The sequence below is a fragment of the Alicyclobacillus sp. ALC3 genome, from assembly GCF_028751195.1.
In the GTDB taxonomy this organism is placed as follows: domain Bacteria; phylum Bacillota; class Bacilli; order Alicyclobacillales; family Alicyclobacillaceae; genus Alicyclobacillus_L.
Map to the genome: position 1 here is coordinate 2,214,090 of NZ_CP066784.1, position 15,928 is coordinate 2,230,017.

The 15,928-nt window shown below is 62.4% G+C and carries 13 protein-coding genes; 6 read left to right on the top strand and 7 right to left on the bottom strand.

Translation table 11 applies throughout. The features are described 5' to 3' along the window. Nucleotides 1-222 precede the first annotated feature (222 nt). Genes JC200_RS10560 through liaF form a run of 3 tightly spaced genes read right to left on the bottom strand, consistent with a single transcriptional unit; the run spans nt 223 to nt 3,062 of the window. Nucleotides 223-861, bottom strand: a complete 639-nt coding sequence (locus JC200_RS10560; protein ID WP_274436214.1) for a response regulator — start codon at nt 859-861, stop codon at nt 223-225. Beyond that, nucleotides 861-2,192: a sensor histidine kinase gene (locus tag JC200_RS10565; RefSeq protein ID WP_274436215.1), complete on the bottom strand. Its 1,332-nt coding sequence runs from the start codon at nt 2,190-2,192 to the stop codon at nt 861-863. The genes JC200_RS10560 and JC200_RS10565 overlap by 1 nt, the downstream gene beginning before the upstream one ends. 3 nt (nt 2,193-2,195) lie before the next feature. Then, a complete protein-coding gene (gene liaF, locus JC200_RS10570; protein ID WP_274436216.1) occupies nt 2,196-3,062 on the bottom strand; it encodes a cell wall-active antibiotics response protein LiaF in 867 nt (288 codons plus the stop codon). 328 nt (nt 3,063-3,390) lie between these two features. On the opposite strand from liaF, the gene JC200_RS10575 reads away from it, so the two are divergent. After that, nucleotides 3,391-4,797, top strand: coding sequence for an MFS transporter (locus JC200_RS10575; protein WP_274436217.1), 1,407 nt, complete (start codon nt 3,391-3,393; stop codon nt 4,795-4,797). Nucleotides 4,798-5,343: 546 nt separating this feature from the next. On the opposite strand, the gene JC200_RS10580 is transcribed toward JC200_RS10575, so the two are convergent. Together JC200_RS10580 and JC200_RS10585 are read right to left on the bottom strand one after the other, a co-directional pair. Continuing rightward, complete coding sequence (locus tag JC200_RS10580) at nt 5,344-5,883, bottom strand: cupin domain-containing protein (protein WP_274436218.1); 540 nt, start codon at nt 5,881-5,883, stop codon at nt 5,344-5,346. Between the two features lie 179 nt (nt 5,884-6,062). After that, nucleotides 6,063-6,872, bottom strand: a complete 810-nt coding sequence (locus JC200_RS10585; RefSeq protein ID WP_274436219.1) for an Fpg/Nei family DNA glycosylase — start codon at nt 6,870-6,872, stop codon at nt 6,063-6,065. Between the two features lie 733 nt (nt 6,873-7,605). On the opposite strand from JC200_RS10585, the gene JC200_RS10590 reads away from it, so the two are divergent. From JC200_RS10590 to JC200_RS10610, 5 genes are all read left to right on the top strand, one after another. Further along, nucleotides 7,606-8,967 carry a 2,3-diketo-5-methylthiopentyl-1-phosphate enolase gene (locus JC200_RS10590; protein WP_443111907.1) on the top strand — a complete coding sequence of 454 codons (1,362 nt, stop codon included), beginning with the start codon at nt 7,606-7,608 and terminating at the stop codon, nt 8,965-8,967. A gap of 20 nt (nt 8,968-8,987) precedes the next feature. Then, entirely contained in the window at nt 8,988-9,797 is an 810-nt protein-coding gene (locus JC200_RS10595; protein WP_274436221.1) for an MtnX-like HAD-IB family phosphatase, read from the top strand. After that, nucleotides 9,794-10,429, top strand: coding sequence for a methylthioribulose 1-phosphate dehydratase (mtnB, locus tag JC200_RS10600; protein WP_274436222.1), 636 nt, complete (start codon nt 9,794-9,796; stop codon nt 10,427-10,429). The genes JC200_RS10595 and mtnB overlap by 4 nt, the downstream gene beginning before the upstream one ends. Nucleotides 10,430-10,590: 161 nt before the next feature. Beyond that, nucleotides 10,591-11,283 (top strand): glycerophosphodiester phosphodiesterase, encoded by a 693-nt coding sequence (locus tag JC200_RS10605; RefSeq protein ID WP_274436223.1) that lies wholly within the window; start codon nt 10,591-10,593, stop codon nt 11,281-11,283. Beyond that, on the top strand, nt 11,280-12,686 hold the full coding sequence (locus tag JC200_RS10610; RefSeq protein WP_274436224.1) for an MFS transporter: 1,407 nt from the start codon (nt 11,280-11,282) through the stop codon (nt 12,684-12,686). Before JC200_RS10605 ends, JC200_RS10610 begins: the two co-directional genes overlap by 4 nt. A 216-nt stretch (nt 12,687-12,902) precedes the next feature. Here the strand turns inward: JC200_RS10610 and JC200_RS10615 are convergent, their stop codons facing one another. Together JC200_RS10615 and JC200_RS10620 are read right to left on the bottom strand one after the other, a co-directional pair. Beyond that, nucleotides 12,903-15,275: a S9 family peptidase gene (locus JC200_RS10615; RefSeq protein WP_274436225.1), complete on the bottom strand. Its 2,373-nt coding sequence runs from the start codon at nt 15,273-15,275 to the stop codon at nt 12,903-12,905. A gap of 46 nt (nt 15,276-15,321) precedes the next feature. Continuing rightward, a complete protein-coding gene (locus tag JC200_RS10620) occupies nt 15,322-15,840 on the bottom strand; it encodes a DUF2179 domain-containing protein (protein WP_274436226.1) in 519 nt (172 codons plus the stop codon). Nucleotides 15,841-15,928: the final 88 nt, after the last annotated feature.

Genomic DNA, 15,928 nt, shown 5'->3' on the forward strand with positions numbered 1-15,928 from the left:
CCATGTCTGTTTCCGGTCGCCTTGGTGTCTCGAGAGTACTTCCTTACGTCCGGTGAGTCGATTACGTGCGGAACAAACTTCCATACCACAGTTTAGACGACGGCACAAAATCACGTCAGCCAATGCAGAAGCGGACCGTTGCCGTTGCCGTTGCCGTTGCCGTTGCCGTTGCCCTGCCCTGCCCTGCCCTGGCCTGGCCTGGCCCTGGCCTGGCCCCGGCCGCTACCTGTCCAAGCCGTGGCGCACCGCGTAAATCGCCGCCTGCGTGCGGTCCTCCACGCCGAGTTTGATGAACACGTTGCTGACATGCGTCTTCACCGTCTTCACGCCAATCTGCAGCGAATCCGCAATCTCCTGGTTGCTTCGGCCGGCAGCAAGCCCGCGCAGCACGTCGAGTTCGCGGTCCGTCAGGTCCTGCCACGCCTCGCGCTCCGGGCGCGTCTGCAAGTGGCCGACGAGGCTTTTCTGCACCTGTGCGTCAAGCACCGACTCCCCGTTCGCGGCGCGACGCACAGCCTCCACCACTTGGCGCGCCGTGCTTGTCTTCAGCAGGTACGACAGAGCGCCAGCGCGTAGCGCCTCGACAACTTGCGTGTCGTCCGTAGAACTCGTCAGCACGACGACGCGACTGCTGCAACCGGCCGCGTTCAGCTGGCGCGTCGCCTCAATCCCGTTGACGCGCGGCATGAGCAGGTCCATGAGGATCACGTCCGGCTCCAAGTCCAGCGCCTGCACCTGACGCACCGCCTCGTCGCCGTCCCCCGCAACCGCCACAACTTCGATATCATCCTCCGTCTCCAGGTAGCCGCGAAGGCCGAGGCGGACAATTTCGTGATCATCCGCAATCAGTACCCGTATCATCAGGACTCCTCCGTCTCTTGTCCGTTCATGTGTATGCGCGGGATCACGACTGTCACCGTCGTCCCTCGGCGCCGTTGCAACAGGCTGAACCGTCCACCAAGCGACTCCGCGCGCTCGCGCATAGCGGTGATGCCGTAGGAGTCACCTGCTGCCGATGGAATCGCCTCGCGGGTGTCGGCTGAAGATGCGGACAGGACCGCGCTGCCCGATGCCAACGCGTCGGAAGTGTCGGTCACCGAGCCCGCCGCATCCGGCGCCTGCGCTCCGTGAGGGGCTGATGCCACAGCATCCCCCGCACTCGAACCGCGGGTCGAGAAGCCGACGCCGTCGTCCGTGACGGACAATTCGTACGTATCAGCGGCAGCTGCCAACTGCACCCGGATGCTCGAGGCCCCAGCGTGCTTCAGGACGTTTGCAACAGCCTCCTGCAAAATGCGAAACAGATGCTCTTCGATGAGCACCGGGATGTCGGTGTCAATCGTGGACGTAAAGCTGCAGCTTAGGCGATAGCGCTCCTCAACGGCGCGCAGGAAACCAGATGCGGCCTCTGGCAGGGCGCGCCCGGCGAGATCCACCGGCCGCAAGTGCAAGAGCAACGCGCGCATCTCGCGCTGAGCGCTCGTCGCGAGGTCCGCGATGGTCGTCAGCGTCTCGTGCAGCTTGGCTCGGGCCCGACTCATCCCGATACCGCCAGCGCCATCGGCCGCGCCGGCGACACCTCTGGCCCCGTCCTCAGCACCATCGGCCGTGGCCACACCCCCGGCAGCTCCAGCAGCCAGACCCCCGGCACCGGCCGCGCCACCCTCTGCCTTCGCCTCGAGCCGCAGCGCCGTCTCCGCCATCATCGTCAACGCGAACAACTGCTGACTCACCGAGTCGTGCAAGTCGCGCGCGAGGCGCTGGCGTTCCTCCATCGTTGCAGCGCGTTCAGCATCAGCTGCAAGGCGGCGGTTTTCCTCTGCCAGTCGCTGCAGCAGACCTACCTGTTGTTCCAGCTTCTCACCCATCTGATTGAACTGGTCGGCGAGTTGGTCAATCTCGTCGCGCTCCCCCGCCCGCTCGACGCGGTGGTGCAGGCGGCCAGCCGCGATGAGAGCAGCCGCCTCTTCAATCCCGTACAGTCGACGCCGAAAGCCCTGCGCTAAGCGGTAACTGGCAATGAGCGTCAGCGCAGCGACGACAGCCGCGTCCACCGCGAGTACCTGCCAGTGTAGCGCGAGCACGGCGCGACTGGCTGTGCCACCTAACGCTAGCACCGCCACGACACCGACCACATTGGCCACAATCGCGACGCCAACGCAGAGCGTGATTACCCGAGCACGGATACTCATCGGCTACACCCGCACAATGCGGACGTCGCCAATCTTCAGCGACACCGAGATGGTGACCCTGCGCGTTGAATCTGCGAAACCTGGCTCTTCGAAGTGAACATGGCGCCCGGTACCAGAATGCCTTTCGTCAAACACCACGAGGTCGCCAATACTCACCCCAGCGTCCACCGCGACGTCGAGATTGCTCGGGACCAGCACGCGGACGTCACCGATCCACCCGCCAATCTCGATGTGGTAATCGCCGTCTTCCACATGAGCGGTCGCAAGGTTGACACGGATGTCACCGACGCCGTTCCACATCTCCATGTCTTTCAACACCCACGGGTGCCCTCCCACCGAGAGGTCGCCAATGAGGCGCCAGGTGCCGCGATCGCCATAGCGGTCTTTGTGCCGCTTGCCTGGAGCGTCGACGACAATGTCCCCGTCCACGACATCTCCGTCCCACTTCCACTTGTCCTTGTCGCCTGCGGTCCCGTCCCATTCCTTTTTGTGGCGCTTGCCACCGTGGATCACGACGACTGGCACCATCGGCCCCCGCCAACGGCGGGGCATGAGTAGGTTCAACCCGAAGAAGATAATCAGCAGCGCCCAAAACAGGTTGCCGTCGCTGATACGCGTCAGCCAAGGAAACAGCCCAGTCGCCCGGGCGGATAAACCAAGGCCAAGGACGATAAAGAACAGCGACCAAATCGGTATCTTGCCTCGGCGAAACTCGTGCAGCCCGGAGCCACCGAGCAGCACCAGCAACAGCGGCCAAAGCACGGCGCCGGACCACCAAACCGGCGTCATGTGAATCACGCCCGTCGCATTCAATAGGTAGAGCACGCCGACCGCCACAATAATGATGCCAAGTCCTGCACCACGTCGCATGTCAATCTCTCCGTTCGCTTCCACCTGAGTCTGGTCTTATCGTCGAATTTCATCATCGTGGTTCGCAACCGCGTCTCATATCACGTCACATGTTGCATTCGTTCGTGGCTTCATCGTACCCCGGCGGTGTACGCTGGACAACCGGCTTTCGGTCCCTTTTAACTCCGACTAAAGTCTGAGACGACTGCCCGTTTCGAGGCCGATGGCAACAGGTTGGCAGGAGCTTACGATGAGTCTAACGAATCAAAACAGCGCAGCGACTCGACCGCGAGCACCTCGACTGGGGCCCTCGGCTGGCGACGGACTGCGCCGAGGGGGACCTTGACAAGTGTCTGTGCTTACGAAGAACAAGAACTTCGCCACGCTGACAGCAGGACAGCTAATCTCGACCATCGGCAACAACCTCTTTAGCCTCGCGCTACCGTGGTACGTGTTTGTGCGAACGGGATCAAAAGTAGACTTAGCGTGGGCTGGCATCGCGATGACGTTGCCGTCCTTGCTCGGGTTTGTGAGCGGCGTGTTCGTCGACCGCTGGAACAAGCGCTTCACGATGGCGGCTTCCGACACGCTGCGTGCCATCCTCTGCGCCGTTTTGACGGTGGCCGTGCTGCTGCATCAGCCATTGTGGGTGATTCTCGTTGTCGTGTTGGTACTGGAGGCGATTGGAAAGTTTTTTGATCCCGCAGCCGCCTCGCTCCTGCCTCAGATTGTCGCGAAGGATGAACTGCCGTCCGCATCCGGGATTCAGCAGTCCAGCAATGCAACCGCACAACTCGTCGGTACGCTGTCCGGCGGCGCACTGCTGACTGCGCTTGGACCCGCGCTCTTGTTTGCCAGCGACGGCGCCTCCTTCCTCGTTTCGGCGACAAGTGTACTGTTGATCCGCATCCGCGAAGTGCTGCCAGGACGAGCGCCGGCTTCCGCTGGCATCGCCGCGGCCGACGGAGCGGGCGGTTCAAGTGGAACGGGCGGAGCGGGCGCAGACGGGCGCGCTGTAAGCGCTACAGATGATGGGGGAGCTTCACGATCAGACTCAACGGCTTCGGCACCCGCCGGTTCCGCTTCTTCCGCCATGTCCCGCTTCGTCGCTGAGTGGCGGGAAGGCTTTCAACTGTTGAGAAAGTCAAAGTTTTTACAGCTGCTTGTATTGCTCTCCGTCTGTGCCAACTTCGCGCTGTCCCCTGTCGATCTCGGCTTGACCGCCTGGGTGAAAGGACCGATGCACGGAAATGCGCTGCTGCTCAGTCTCATCAACGCCTTCTTCTTCTGTGGCATCATTGGCGGAGGGTTCCTCGTTGGCACGGTCAGTCGACGCGTCTCTCTGCGTAGCATCCTCATCGTCGGCATGGTGTTTATCGGTGTGATTTTCTCCGGCATCGGGTTTTGGGCTAACTTTGCCTGGGATGCATCCCTAATGGTTTGCGGGGGCTTGGGCCTTGGTATTATCAACGGCGCTTCCGGAGCGCTGATGCTGCAGAAGATTCCAGCGCACCTGCGCGGCCGCACGATGGGCACGACCTTTGCCCTCTCGACGATGGCAATGCCACTCGGCATGGTCCTGTTCGGTGCTCTGGTTGCACATGTTCCCCTGTCCGTGGTGTTCGCGGTCTGCGGCGCTCTCTGCGCCATGACTGGTATGATACTCATGCTGCCTGTTCGGGACGACCTCGACGAGGTATTTAGCAGCGTCACCCCACAGGGAGTCGGCGCTGAAGGATTCGGCGCGGCGCAGTAAGAGTCAGAAGGCGGCGTCCGGGCGCGGTGTCGTCGCGTGGTGTCGTAGCGCGGCAAGGTTGATGTGATGGAAACGGGCTGCCCCAGCGGTGCGCTTTGCACCACGGGGCAACCCGCTTCTTATAGGTAACTCAGGAAGTGCAGCTAGTCACTCAGCGAGGCTACTCGCGAGGCCAACCGGCAAGTCACTCAGCCACGTGACTCTTGCCCCGTAACGCGGCGAAGTCAGCCGACTTAACGTCTTGAGAGGGCGTTATCTCACGATTTGTTTACCATAATCGACCGCTTAACGTCCTCAAAAAGCGTTATCGGCGATTTGCACCCTGGATTTCTGCCTCTCTACGACTCATAACGTCTTCTCACAGCGTTATCCGGTTTTTTCAGCAGCGTCCTAACCCGATAACGTCTTCTCAGCACCTTATCATTCCGGGATACCGTCGTCCGAAGTCGTTAAGGTGAATCCAGTCCACCCATGGAGACCACCTGACCTACGTCTGATCTACGCCAGTCCCATCCCCGCCGCCGCAGGGTCCGCCCGCCGCGCAGTTTACGCCTTGGTGAAAGCCGGGTCTTCGAACGGGTGGGCCACCCAGCCAGACGGGTCGATGAACAGCCGCACCGCGACGAAGCGGCGCTCATCCGTCATCGTGAAGAAGTGCGGGGTCTTTTCCGGCACCGAGATCACGTCGCCAGCCGACAGCACGACGTCAAAGTAGCCGCCGTCTTTCCCTTTGATCACGAAGACCCCGCTCCCCCCCGCCATCACCCGTACCTCGTCCTCGGTGTGCGTGTGGACCTGCTCGAACTTCTTCAAAATTTCCTCCAGGTTCGGCGTCTTCTCCGACATCGCGACGACGTCCCACTTCACGTAGCCGCGCTCCGCCGCGAGCGCCTCAATCTGCGGGCTGAGCGCCTCGAGAATCCGCTCCTTCTGCGCGTCGTCCAGCGAGAACTCCTCGCGCAGGTCGGCCGGGATGGCATCAAGCGTCCAGTGGTCGTAGTAGACTTCGTTGCCGGTCAAAAACTCACGCACCGCAGACTCATCGCTAATCTGCTCGCCAGTGTTGCGAATCTGAATAATCGCCACTCCAAATCCCCCTCTAACCGTTTCGATGGCCCCATCGTAAGGCACGGGTGGCATTTTGTCTATGCAAGCGGGATCCCGGTATCGCGGTCGCAGCGTCATACCGAGGTCGCATCATTGCGCGGAGGTCCCGCGTCGCCAAGGTCGCAGCATTGCGCGATCACGGTGCCCCTAGACCGCGCCTAGTGTTGGCAGACTTCACAGTAGAACACCTTGCGGCCGGCGTTCTCCGTCCGAACAATCGGCATCCCGCAGACTCGACACGCTTCCCCGCCGCGGTTGTACACAAAGAAACGGCCGTTGTAGCCGCCGGTCGTCGTATCGGTCGTGGAAAACGGGGAGGCCATGTAGCCGCCAGCCGCGATCGCCTGCTCCAGTACAGTGTGCATCGCGCGGTACAGTGCGGCGAGTTCTTCGCCACTGAGGCTGCCGGTCTTGCGCAGCGGTAAGACGCGGGCAGCGAAGCAAATTTCGTCCGAGTACCGGTTGCCGATCCCGGCGATCACATGCTGGTCTGTCAACTTGACTTTGAGGACGGTCGACCGACGGGTCAGGAGGGAGGTGAAGAGTTGCGGAGTGAGAGCGGGATCAAACGGTTCCAGGCCAAGTTTCGCAAGCGCCGCGCGCAGTTCGCTCGCCGTGAGCAGGTGCAGGTAGCCGAGCCGCAGGCCGACAAAGTAGAGGTGCTGCTCGCCGAATGACATGATCACCTGGCAGGTGTCTAGCGGCCGCTGCACCGCCGTCCCGTAATGCATTGAACCGCCGAGCATCAAGTGGAGCAGCAGCGCATCGCCGGAATCGAGCGCAAAGACGAGGTGCTTGGCGCGACGCACGATGTCGACCACGGTGCGGCCATTGACACGCCGGACGAACTCGGCAACGGGAACGCCGACACTCTTCTCGCGGTTGACTTCGACGTCCGTGATCACGTGATTTCGGACGGCCTCGACGAGGCGCCTACGATAGTTCTCCATCTCCGGCAGTTCGGGCAACGAGGTAGCCTCCTTAGGTTGCGAGGATAATGCCTGTAGGCTGAACCGAACCGAGGGAAAGTAGTCACTGCACGCCGCCGTTGAGCCGTTGAGCCGTTGAGCCGTTGAGCCGTTGAGCCGTTGAGCCGTTGAGCCGTTGAGCCGTTGAGCCGTTGAGCCGTTGAGCCGTTGAGCCGTTGAGCCGTTGAGCCGTTGAGCCGTTGAGCCGCTAGGCGGCGGGTGGGCGGCGGGTGGGCGGCGGATGGCCGGCGATGCCACACCCTCGCTGAGGATCACGCTGACGTATCTAACGGCACAGAACAGCCTATCCGGCCAAATTCAGGTGCGATAAAGGTAAATAAGCGGCCTCAGGCCGCTTATCACCTATTTTGGGGGGCGAATTCAGGCGATTTCGCGGGTATAAGCGGTCCCGGAAAGCCTATTATCCCTCGGCAGCCAGCAAAAGTCGCTGATAAGCCGTCCTATGCGGCTAAGTTGCTCGGCAACGCCCGCGAGCTGGAGCCGCCGTCGCCGCCGCCGTACCGTCGCACAGCCGCCCTTGCCCACGTTCGCGCCTACCAATCCCGGTGCCACTCGGCAGACACGAGGTGGAATCGGTATAATACTCACATCGCGCGCGTTCGGCTGACGCAAAGTTCCACGCCACGTTGAACGCCGAAGTTGTATGCCAGAGGCGCACGTTAAACCGAGAGTAACGGCAATTCGACTCCCTAGCACAGTTGAGGTGACTTCATTGGAACGTTCGAGTGACTACATATACGCGACCTACCGCATCCGCGATGGCGCCGACAAACTGAAGGCCCGCGCAGAGGGCATCGCCGTCGGCCTCACGGTCGGGTCGTGGACCGACCTCCCCGCCGCGAAGCAGGAAAGTGTGCGTCAGCACTGCGGCGTAGTCGATGCGATCACGGTCGTCGAGCCGGGCACTGGCGAGCCGGGCACAACTCTGAATGGCGCCACCGAACCCGGCGCCGCCGCGGACCAGAGCACTACCGCCGACGGCGCGGCTGGCCAGAGTGCAGCGGCCCAAACCGACACAGCCGCCCGAACCGACGGTCCTCCGGCAGCTACCGTCACAGCTGACATTACCATTGGCTACCCCGCCATCAACTTCACGCCGAGCTTTGCGGCGCTGCTGACCACCGTGTTTGGCAAGCTGTCGATGGACGGCGTGATCAAACTCGCGCACCTTGAGCTACCGGCGTCGTTCACCGACGCGTTCCCAGGGCCGAAGTTCGGCGTCGGGGGCATCCGCGAGCGGCTCGGCGTGTACGACCGGCCGCTCCTCATGAGCATCTTCAAGTCGTGCATCGGCAACTCGCTCGACGAGTTGACCGCACACTTCACCGAGCAGGCGCTCGGTGGGGCTGACCTAATTAAGGACGACGAGATCTTCTTCACCGAAGCCTACGCCACACCCGAAGCGCGTGTCGAAGCGTACGCGAGGGCCGCGCAACGCGCGCAGCAAGAAACCGGCAAACAAGTCCTGTACGCCGTCAACCTGACCGGGCCCGTGTTTGAGCTGCGCGACAGGGCTCGTCGACTCGCCGCCCTCGGCGCCGGGGCGCTCTTGCTCAACGTCTACGCATACGGCCTAGACGTCCTCGCGGAACTCGCAGCCGATCCCGCTGTCTCCGTGCCCATTCTCGCCCACCCGGCTGTCTCGGGCGCGCTCTACGCTGCGCCCCATCACGGTATCGCAGCCGACATTCTGCTCGGTCAACTGCTGCGGCTCGCCGGGGCAGACGTCGTGATCTACCCATCACCGTACGGGTCCGTCACACTTGAGCGGGCCGTCGGCGACCGCCTCGTCAACGCTCTGCGAGAGCCTGGGGCGCAGCGAGAGGTGTTGCCGGCGCCGTCGGCCGGGATTCACCCAGGGCTCGTCCCGACGCTGCTCACCGACCTCGGCACAGATTTTATCGTCAATGCAGGCGGTGGCATTCACGGCCACCCAGACGGCGCGACAGCTGGCGGCCGCGCCTTTCTCGCCGCCATCGATGCGGCGCAGCAGAGCGTCTCGCTCGAAGTGGCCGCACAGGACAGCGCGCCACTGCAGCGGGCGCTCGAGCGCTGGGGAGGTGCCGCGAAGTGACCGGCAACTCCGCGACCACAGTGAAGCCCGCGGTCCCAGGGAACTCAGCGACCCCAGAGAATCCCGCGGCCACAGCGAGTTCCGCAGACGCAGCGCAGAGTCAGCCGCTGGGCGGCCGCGCCGCACATGTCCATACCCAGAGCCCGCTCGGCTTCTTCTGCGACTTTGATGGCACGATTTCGACCAAAGACCGTATCACCGCCATCATGCGCGAGTTCGTGCCAGAAGCGTCCGCTTCGCTCATCGAGCGCGTCAACCACAGGGAACTCTCCGTGCGGGCCGCCGTCGAGGCGATGTTCGCGCTGATTCCGTCCGCCCGCTTCGACGAGGTGCGTGAGTTTGTCACTTCAACGACCGTGATCCGCGAAGGGTTTAGCCGCTTTGTCGATTACGCGACCGAGCACAGCTGGCCCATCGCCGTCGTCAGCGGTGGCTTCGACTTTTTTGTCGATCCCGCCATCGCCCCGTGGCGCGACCGCCTGACCGTGTTTTACAACCGCATCGACACGAGCGGTGAGTATCTACGCACCATCTGGCCGCACCCCTGCGACGCCCTCTGCGATGCGGACTGCGGCCTGTGCAAACCGACGATTTTGCGCAGCTATGAGCAATCCGTCCGACGCAGCGTGGTCATTGGCGACGGCGTCACAGATTTCGAAGCAGCGCGCCACGCCGACTTCGTCTACGCGCGGGCCAGCCTGCTGACTGAGTGCCAGCGTCACGGCTTGCCTCACCAGGCATTTGAAACGTTTGACGACATCGTGGCAGACCTCAGCTCCGGACGCGCGCAGGCTCTGCTTTCAACCAAGAGAGGAGGCGCCAACCGATGAGTTCAACCACCTACCCTTCATTTGACCGAGCCGTCGACGAGCTTCGCCGCCTTGGTGAAGACTTCGGCCGCAACGGCTGGCTGCCTGCGACAAGCGGTAACCTGTCGATCCGCTTGTCCGACGCCCCGACGACGTTCGCGATCAGCCGGAGCGGCGCCGACAAGCGCAACCTGCAACCGGAGGACGTGCTCGAAGTCGACCTCACCGGCAAGGTGCTGACCGACACCCCCTACAAGCCGTCCGCGGAAACTACCGTGCACACGGCGCTGTACGGCTCAGACCTCGCTTGCGGTTGCATCCTCCACGTGCACACGATGTTCAACAACCTCGCGTCGCAGCGCCACTTTGCGCAAGGGCACGTGACCCTAGTCGATCACGAACTGCTCAAGGCCCTCGGCCACTGGCACGAGGGGGCGCGCATCACGGTCCCAATTGTCGGCAACTTCGCTGACCTGCAGCGTCTCGGCGAGGCTGTGCTTGATGCAGCGAAGGCTGACGTGCCCGGTGTGTTGGTGCGCAACCACGGGATTTACGCCTGGGGCGAAGACGCGTTTGCGGCACGGCGCCACCTCGAGGCATTCGAGTTTCTATTCGAGTACGACACCCGTTTACGGGAGCTACGCGAGCGGTAACCGTGCAGTGGTCGCGAGGTGACCTTGCGATGAGCGATTGGACAAACATTTTTCCCCAACTCTCCACACCGCCTGCTGCATCGGATACAATGGGCTCAAACTGACGCCCTCCGCGCAACTCTGCAGGGTCCGTCAGGTACCTGAAGAGGAGCGGATCCCGAATGTGGGTCGTAGCCCATCGCGGCGGCGCAGAACTGTATCCGGAAAACTCGATCACTGCCTTTACGGAACTCGCGAAGCAAGGCGTCGACTTAGTCGAATGCGACGTGCACCTGTCTCGTGACGGACACCTGATGGTCATGCACGACGACAATCTGAGACGCACTGCGGGCATCGACCGGCGCGTCTCTGACATGACGCGTGCAGAGTTGTCCGAAGTGGACGTCGGCGACGGCCACGGCGTGCCGAGCCTGACCGACGTGCTCGAAGCGGTGGCAATCCCGGTCGTCGTCGAACTGAAGACGCCGGAGACGGTGCATGCGCTCGATCAGCTGCTGCAAGCAAACCCCACGCTGCAGGAGCGAGTTGTCCCGCTCTCCTTTTTTCACGACATTCTCCGTTATCTATCCGCCAAGTACCCGGCACTGACCTGCGGCGGGTTGTTGGCAGGATACCCGGTTAATCCGGTTCACGTCGCCACCTCGGCCGGCTGCAAGATGCTAAGCTTTCACCACGAAGGGCTACAGGCGGAGTACGTGGAGCGTTGTCACGCAGGCGGCGTGCTGGTGAGCGTCTGGGCGCCGAGCACGGAAGAGGACATCCGCCGCTCCATCGCAGCCGGTGTGGACGGCATCGGTTCGGACCGTCCCGACCTCGTCCTCCAACTGCTCGCAGAGGCGGAGGTGCCAAAGTGAGCAATCGCGATCACGACGACGGCATCCCCACCTCGATGCCCACTTCCTCGGCGGCGACCACAGCCGACGCGCCTGCTGCGACTGGCGGCCGGAGCAGTCGACCACCGTACGTCCACCGCCTCGGCATGGCGGGCCTCAGCCGCAACGTCGGCTTCGGTTCCAACAAGGTGTTTGCGGCTGCACTCCTCCAGACGTTCAACGCGTCGCAGCCGGTGATTGGCTTTGTGCTCGCGCTGGAGGGCTTGTTCGGCCTCATCCTCAGTCCGTTGACCGGTTGGCTCAGCGATCGTACGCATCATCCCTTCTGGCGCCGCAAAGTGTACGTCCTCGTGGCACTGCCGCTTGCAGGCATCACCTGGCTGCTCTTTTGCTCTTCTCACAACTTCGCGCTCGCCGCCGTCGCACTGAGCCTGTTCTACATCTTCGAGCAGTCCTCCGTGAGCCCATACCAGGCTTGGATCCCGGACATCACCCCACCCGCCCTCTGGGGCGTGGCCTCCGGCTGGCTCAACTTGTGGTGGGAAGTCGGCAACCTTGTGGCGTTTCTCGCCATCCCGCTCGTCTGGGAAGCCTCTCACCTTGGCGGCTACGTATTGACGGCCGTGCTCGTCGCAGGCGGCGGGCTGGTGACGGGGTTGTCTGTGCCGGAGGCAGCGTCGGGCCGGGCAGGGAACGTGGCGGGTGCAACTCCGGCAGGTGCGGCGTCGCCCCAGGCGGCTGGCGCAGCGTCAGGGGTCGCGTCAGGGAAAGCATCCGGTATCAGCCGTCAAAACACCCGGCCGCGCCCCAACTACAAGAAACTCCTAGAACGCAACTTCGTTTTCTACTTCCTGTCGCAGGCGCTCGCGTGGGTCGCGTTCGAGTCGATTGGCTCCTTCTTCACCTTGTTCATCAAGCACAGCGCGCACGGTACCACTCTCGACGCTGGCCTTGCGATGAGCGTCTTCACGGTGACGGGGATGGGCGGTGCCGTCTGGTCCGGCAGGAAATATGGCCAAGGCCGCTGGACGCCGAAACGACTGCTCGCGTCCTCGCTAGCGTTGTTTGGAGCGCTCGCCGTTCTCGGAATGTTCTACCACAGCCTCGTGCTGGTGTTCGTGATCGTCGGAATTGAAGGGGTCTTCTGGGGCGTCAACCTGACCGTTGCCTACGCGCTCGCGACAAGTCTTTTGCGCGACACGGCGCGCGATGAGGCCGAGGAAACGGCCATCCGCGGCGGCCTCTACGGGATGAGCAACTTCGTGCAGTCCGTCGGCCTGATTGTGGCCGCCCCCGTCGCTGGCATCGTGATCCGCCTCGGCAACGGCAACTACGGCGGCATGTTCCTCGTCTCCTGCATCGCTGGCCTCGCAGGTGCGGTGATGGTGCTGTTCATTCGGCCAAAACACGCCGCGACGGCGTGAGAGATGGCGACAGTATGGCGTTCGAGTAGGGCAATAACGACGCTCACGTCGCTAACCTTTCATTTCTGAGTAGATGCGACCCTCGTGAACGGTAAAGATGTCGCTGCAGCAGCCGAATTGCGCCGATAGCGACATTTTCGACACTCTCACAACGGGTGTGCTCGGCTTCGGCCGCATGCAGCCCACGCAGCCCACGCAGCGCCACAGCCACAATCCTTACAGGTGCTTGCGGAAGTAGTCCAACGTGCGCTTCATCACATAGTGGTCGCGCGCGAGGGCATGCCCGCGATTTGGCAACAGCAGCATGTCGAAGTCTTTGTCGGCACGTATCAGCGCGTCGACCAGCCGCATGGTAAGCGCCGGGTGGACGTTGTCGTCGACGTCCCCGTGCATCAGCAGCAGATGGCCTTCGAGGTTGGCCGCGAGTGCCTGGTTGGCTTGCGCCGGCGCTTCGTTTACCGCGTCGGCCGTGCTCCAGTCGCCCATGTAACGGTCCCACCAGGTGGCGTCGTAGAGGCGGTTGTCGTGATCACCACAACACGAGACGGCCACCTTGTACACGTCCGGCCAGGTCATGAGCGCCCGCGCAGAACCATAACCCCCGCCGGAGAACCCGTAAATCCCAACGCGATCACGGTCGATAAAGTCATACTGCGCGGCGAGCTGTTCAATCGCGGCGACGTGATCGGCGAGGCCCGCTGCCTCCCCAAGTCGGCTTTTCGCGTGGTGGAAGTCTTTCGAGCGCCCCGGTGTGCCACGGCCGTCGACAATCATCGCAGCGAAGCCAAGCTGCACGAGCATCTGCGCGTAGACGCCAGCGTCCCACTCCCGGCTCACGGTGAATCGCTTTGGCACCAGCGACTGCTGCGGGCCGCCGTACTCATACTCGACGAGCGGCACCTTCTGGCCAGGGGTGAGTTCGGGCGGCGTGATTAGCACCCCGTACAAGTCCGTCTCGCCGTCCGCCGCCTTGACCATGAACCGCTGCGGGACCTGATAGCCCGCCGCCAAGACGCGTGTCACATCCGCTTCCCCGAGCACAGTGACTAGCGTCCCGTCGGCCCTGCGCAGGACGCTGACTGGTGGTAGGTCGATGCGCGAGTACGTGTCCACGAAGCATGTGAGGTCGGGTGCGAGGGTGACGGCGTGATCGGCATCTTCTGGCGTCAACAGCTGCAGGTCCGATCCATCCGTACGGACGCGGTAGAGATGGCGCAGATAGACATCGCAGTCAGCCTCCCGTCCCGCCCCGAGGAAGTAGACCCACTCGCCCGCAGCGTCGACGCCGAGCAACTCGCGGACCACCCATTCGCCGGACGTGAGCGCTTGGCGCAAGTCACCCGTCTGCAGATCACGCAGGTACAAGTGGTACCAGCCGTCCTCTTGCGAGGTCCAGACAAATCCCCCGACGGATTCAATTACGCGGACGTCTGGGCGCACTTGATAGTCTCCGCGCATGTCGAGGTCGTAGAACATGTCGCCCGTCTCTTCCAACACTTTGCAGGCTACACCCGTCTTAGCGTCAATCGACCAGAACTGCAGCGACTTACAGCCTCGTGTCGGGCGAATGAGGTAGACGCTCTTTCCGCCCATCCCCCACCACGCGTTCTCCCAAAACGGACTGATTGGAGCGTCTGTGTTGTAAATCTGTATCGGCTCCATGGCCACGTCCACGCGGCTGCCATCGATGCCAAGGATGTGATGCGTAACCGTCGGAAGCGCCTCATCTCCTGGCAGCGGGTAATGGACCGTACGCATTTTTGCTGGAGCCGGATCCCGAGGGCCATCCGGCACGTACTGCATGACTGGCAAGCGCCGCACTTTGCGCTGATCGAGGTGGTGCGTCAACAACCGCGTGGAATCTGGCGACCAAAGTGCGGCCGGCTTCACCCGTCTTCCGGCCAGTTCGTCTACCGTTTTCCTGCCGTAGAAGTCTGGCCGCGTTGCGTAGCCGAAGTCACGGCGTCCATCCTGAGTCAACTGCCGCTCCCAGCCTTCGACAAGCGAGCGGACCCAGAGGTTGTTGCGGCGGACAAACGCAGCCAATCGTCCGTCCGGCGACACCAACTCGTACGGGCGGGCGGCGACACGGTTTGTATCGCGGCGAAGTGTGCAGTTCTCAAGCGAACACAGCCAGCGGGTGCCGTCTACGACAAACGCGATCGCATGTCCGCGATCGACGAACTCAAACTCATCAAACGGGAGGGTCTCCGCTGTGATCGCCGTTGGCGCGGCCTCCGAACTGCCCGGCTCAGAATCCGCATCGCCAGAACTGCCAGTGCTGCCGCGTGGAGGTTTGCGGTTGCGCAGGCGGGCAGAGAGGGCCTCCGCGAGGCGGTCGTGATCGAACGCGGGCTTTTGCGCACCCGTCGCCGTGTCCACGAGCATAAACACCTTCCCGCGTGGCGGCAGCGAATCTGGCGAATCTACATCATCCGCCGCTGCCCCCGTCTCCTCGCTGCGCCACACGTCACGGACGTACCAAAACCGATTGTCATCGACAAAGTGAGCATCCACAGCCAAATTCAGCACCAGTTTCCCGAGTCTGTACGGCGCGACGCGTTCAACTTTGGAAAAATCCAGGTCCATCATGACACCCTCCCCAGGTTTGTCTGTTGAGCTTCTGAGACAACCGTCAGCGTAGCGTCTTTGTCCAGAACCCCCCGCGAAACGATTTCAGGTCATGCGCGACCACGAATGCGTTTGGCGCCACTTCATCGATCAGCCGAAGCAGTTTTTTCTCGCTGCTCCGCTTGGCGAGGACCATCATCGACAGGCGCAGCCCGTCCCGGCCCTCTGCCGCCCAGCTCGTGACGCCGTAGCCACGTTCGCGCAACACTTGCGGCAGGTGTGTGTTCGCCGTATCCACGACAATTTGAAAGGTCACATAGCCGAGAGCCAGCCATGATTCAATCTTGCTGCCGAGAAACACGCCGCCACCCCAACCTACGCAGTACGCGATTAAATTGATAGGCTGATGGATGTGTTTGAGGACGATGCTGAGTCCCATCATATAGGTGAAGATTTCGATCATGCTTACTAGTGCTGCTGTTGTCCGCCACGACTTCATCATGATAATGAAACGAACGGTCGAGAGAGTCACATACACCACATTGATGACGACAATCGTCAGCACCATGCCCACCACAGACATTTCCCTTGCTGCCTCCTCTAGTTGCCTTCCATGCAGTTGCAGTACAGCAGGAGGCTTGTCGCTCGCCAGAAATCCCCGTAGCATAGAC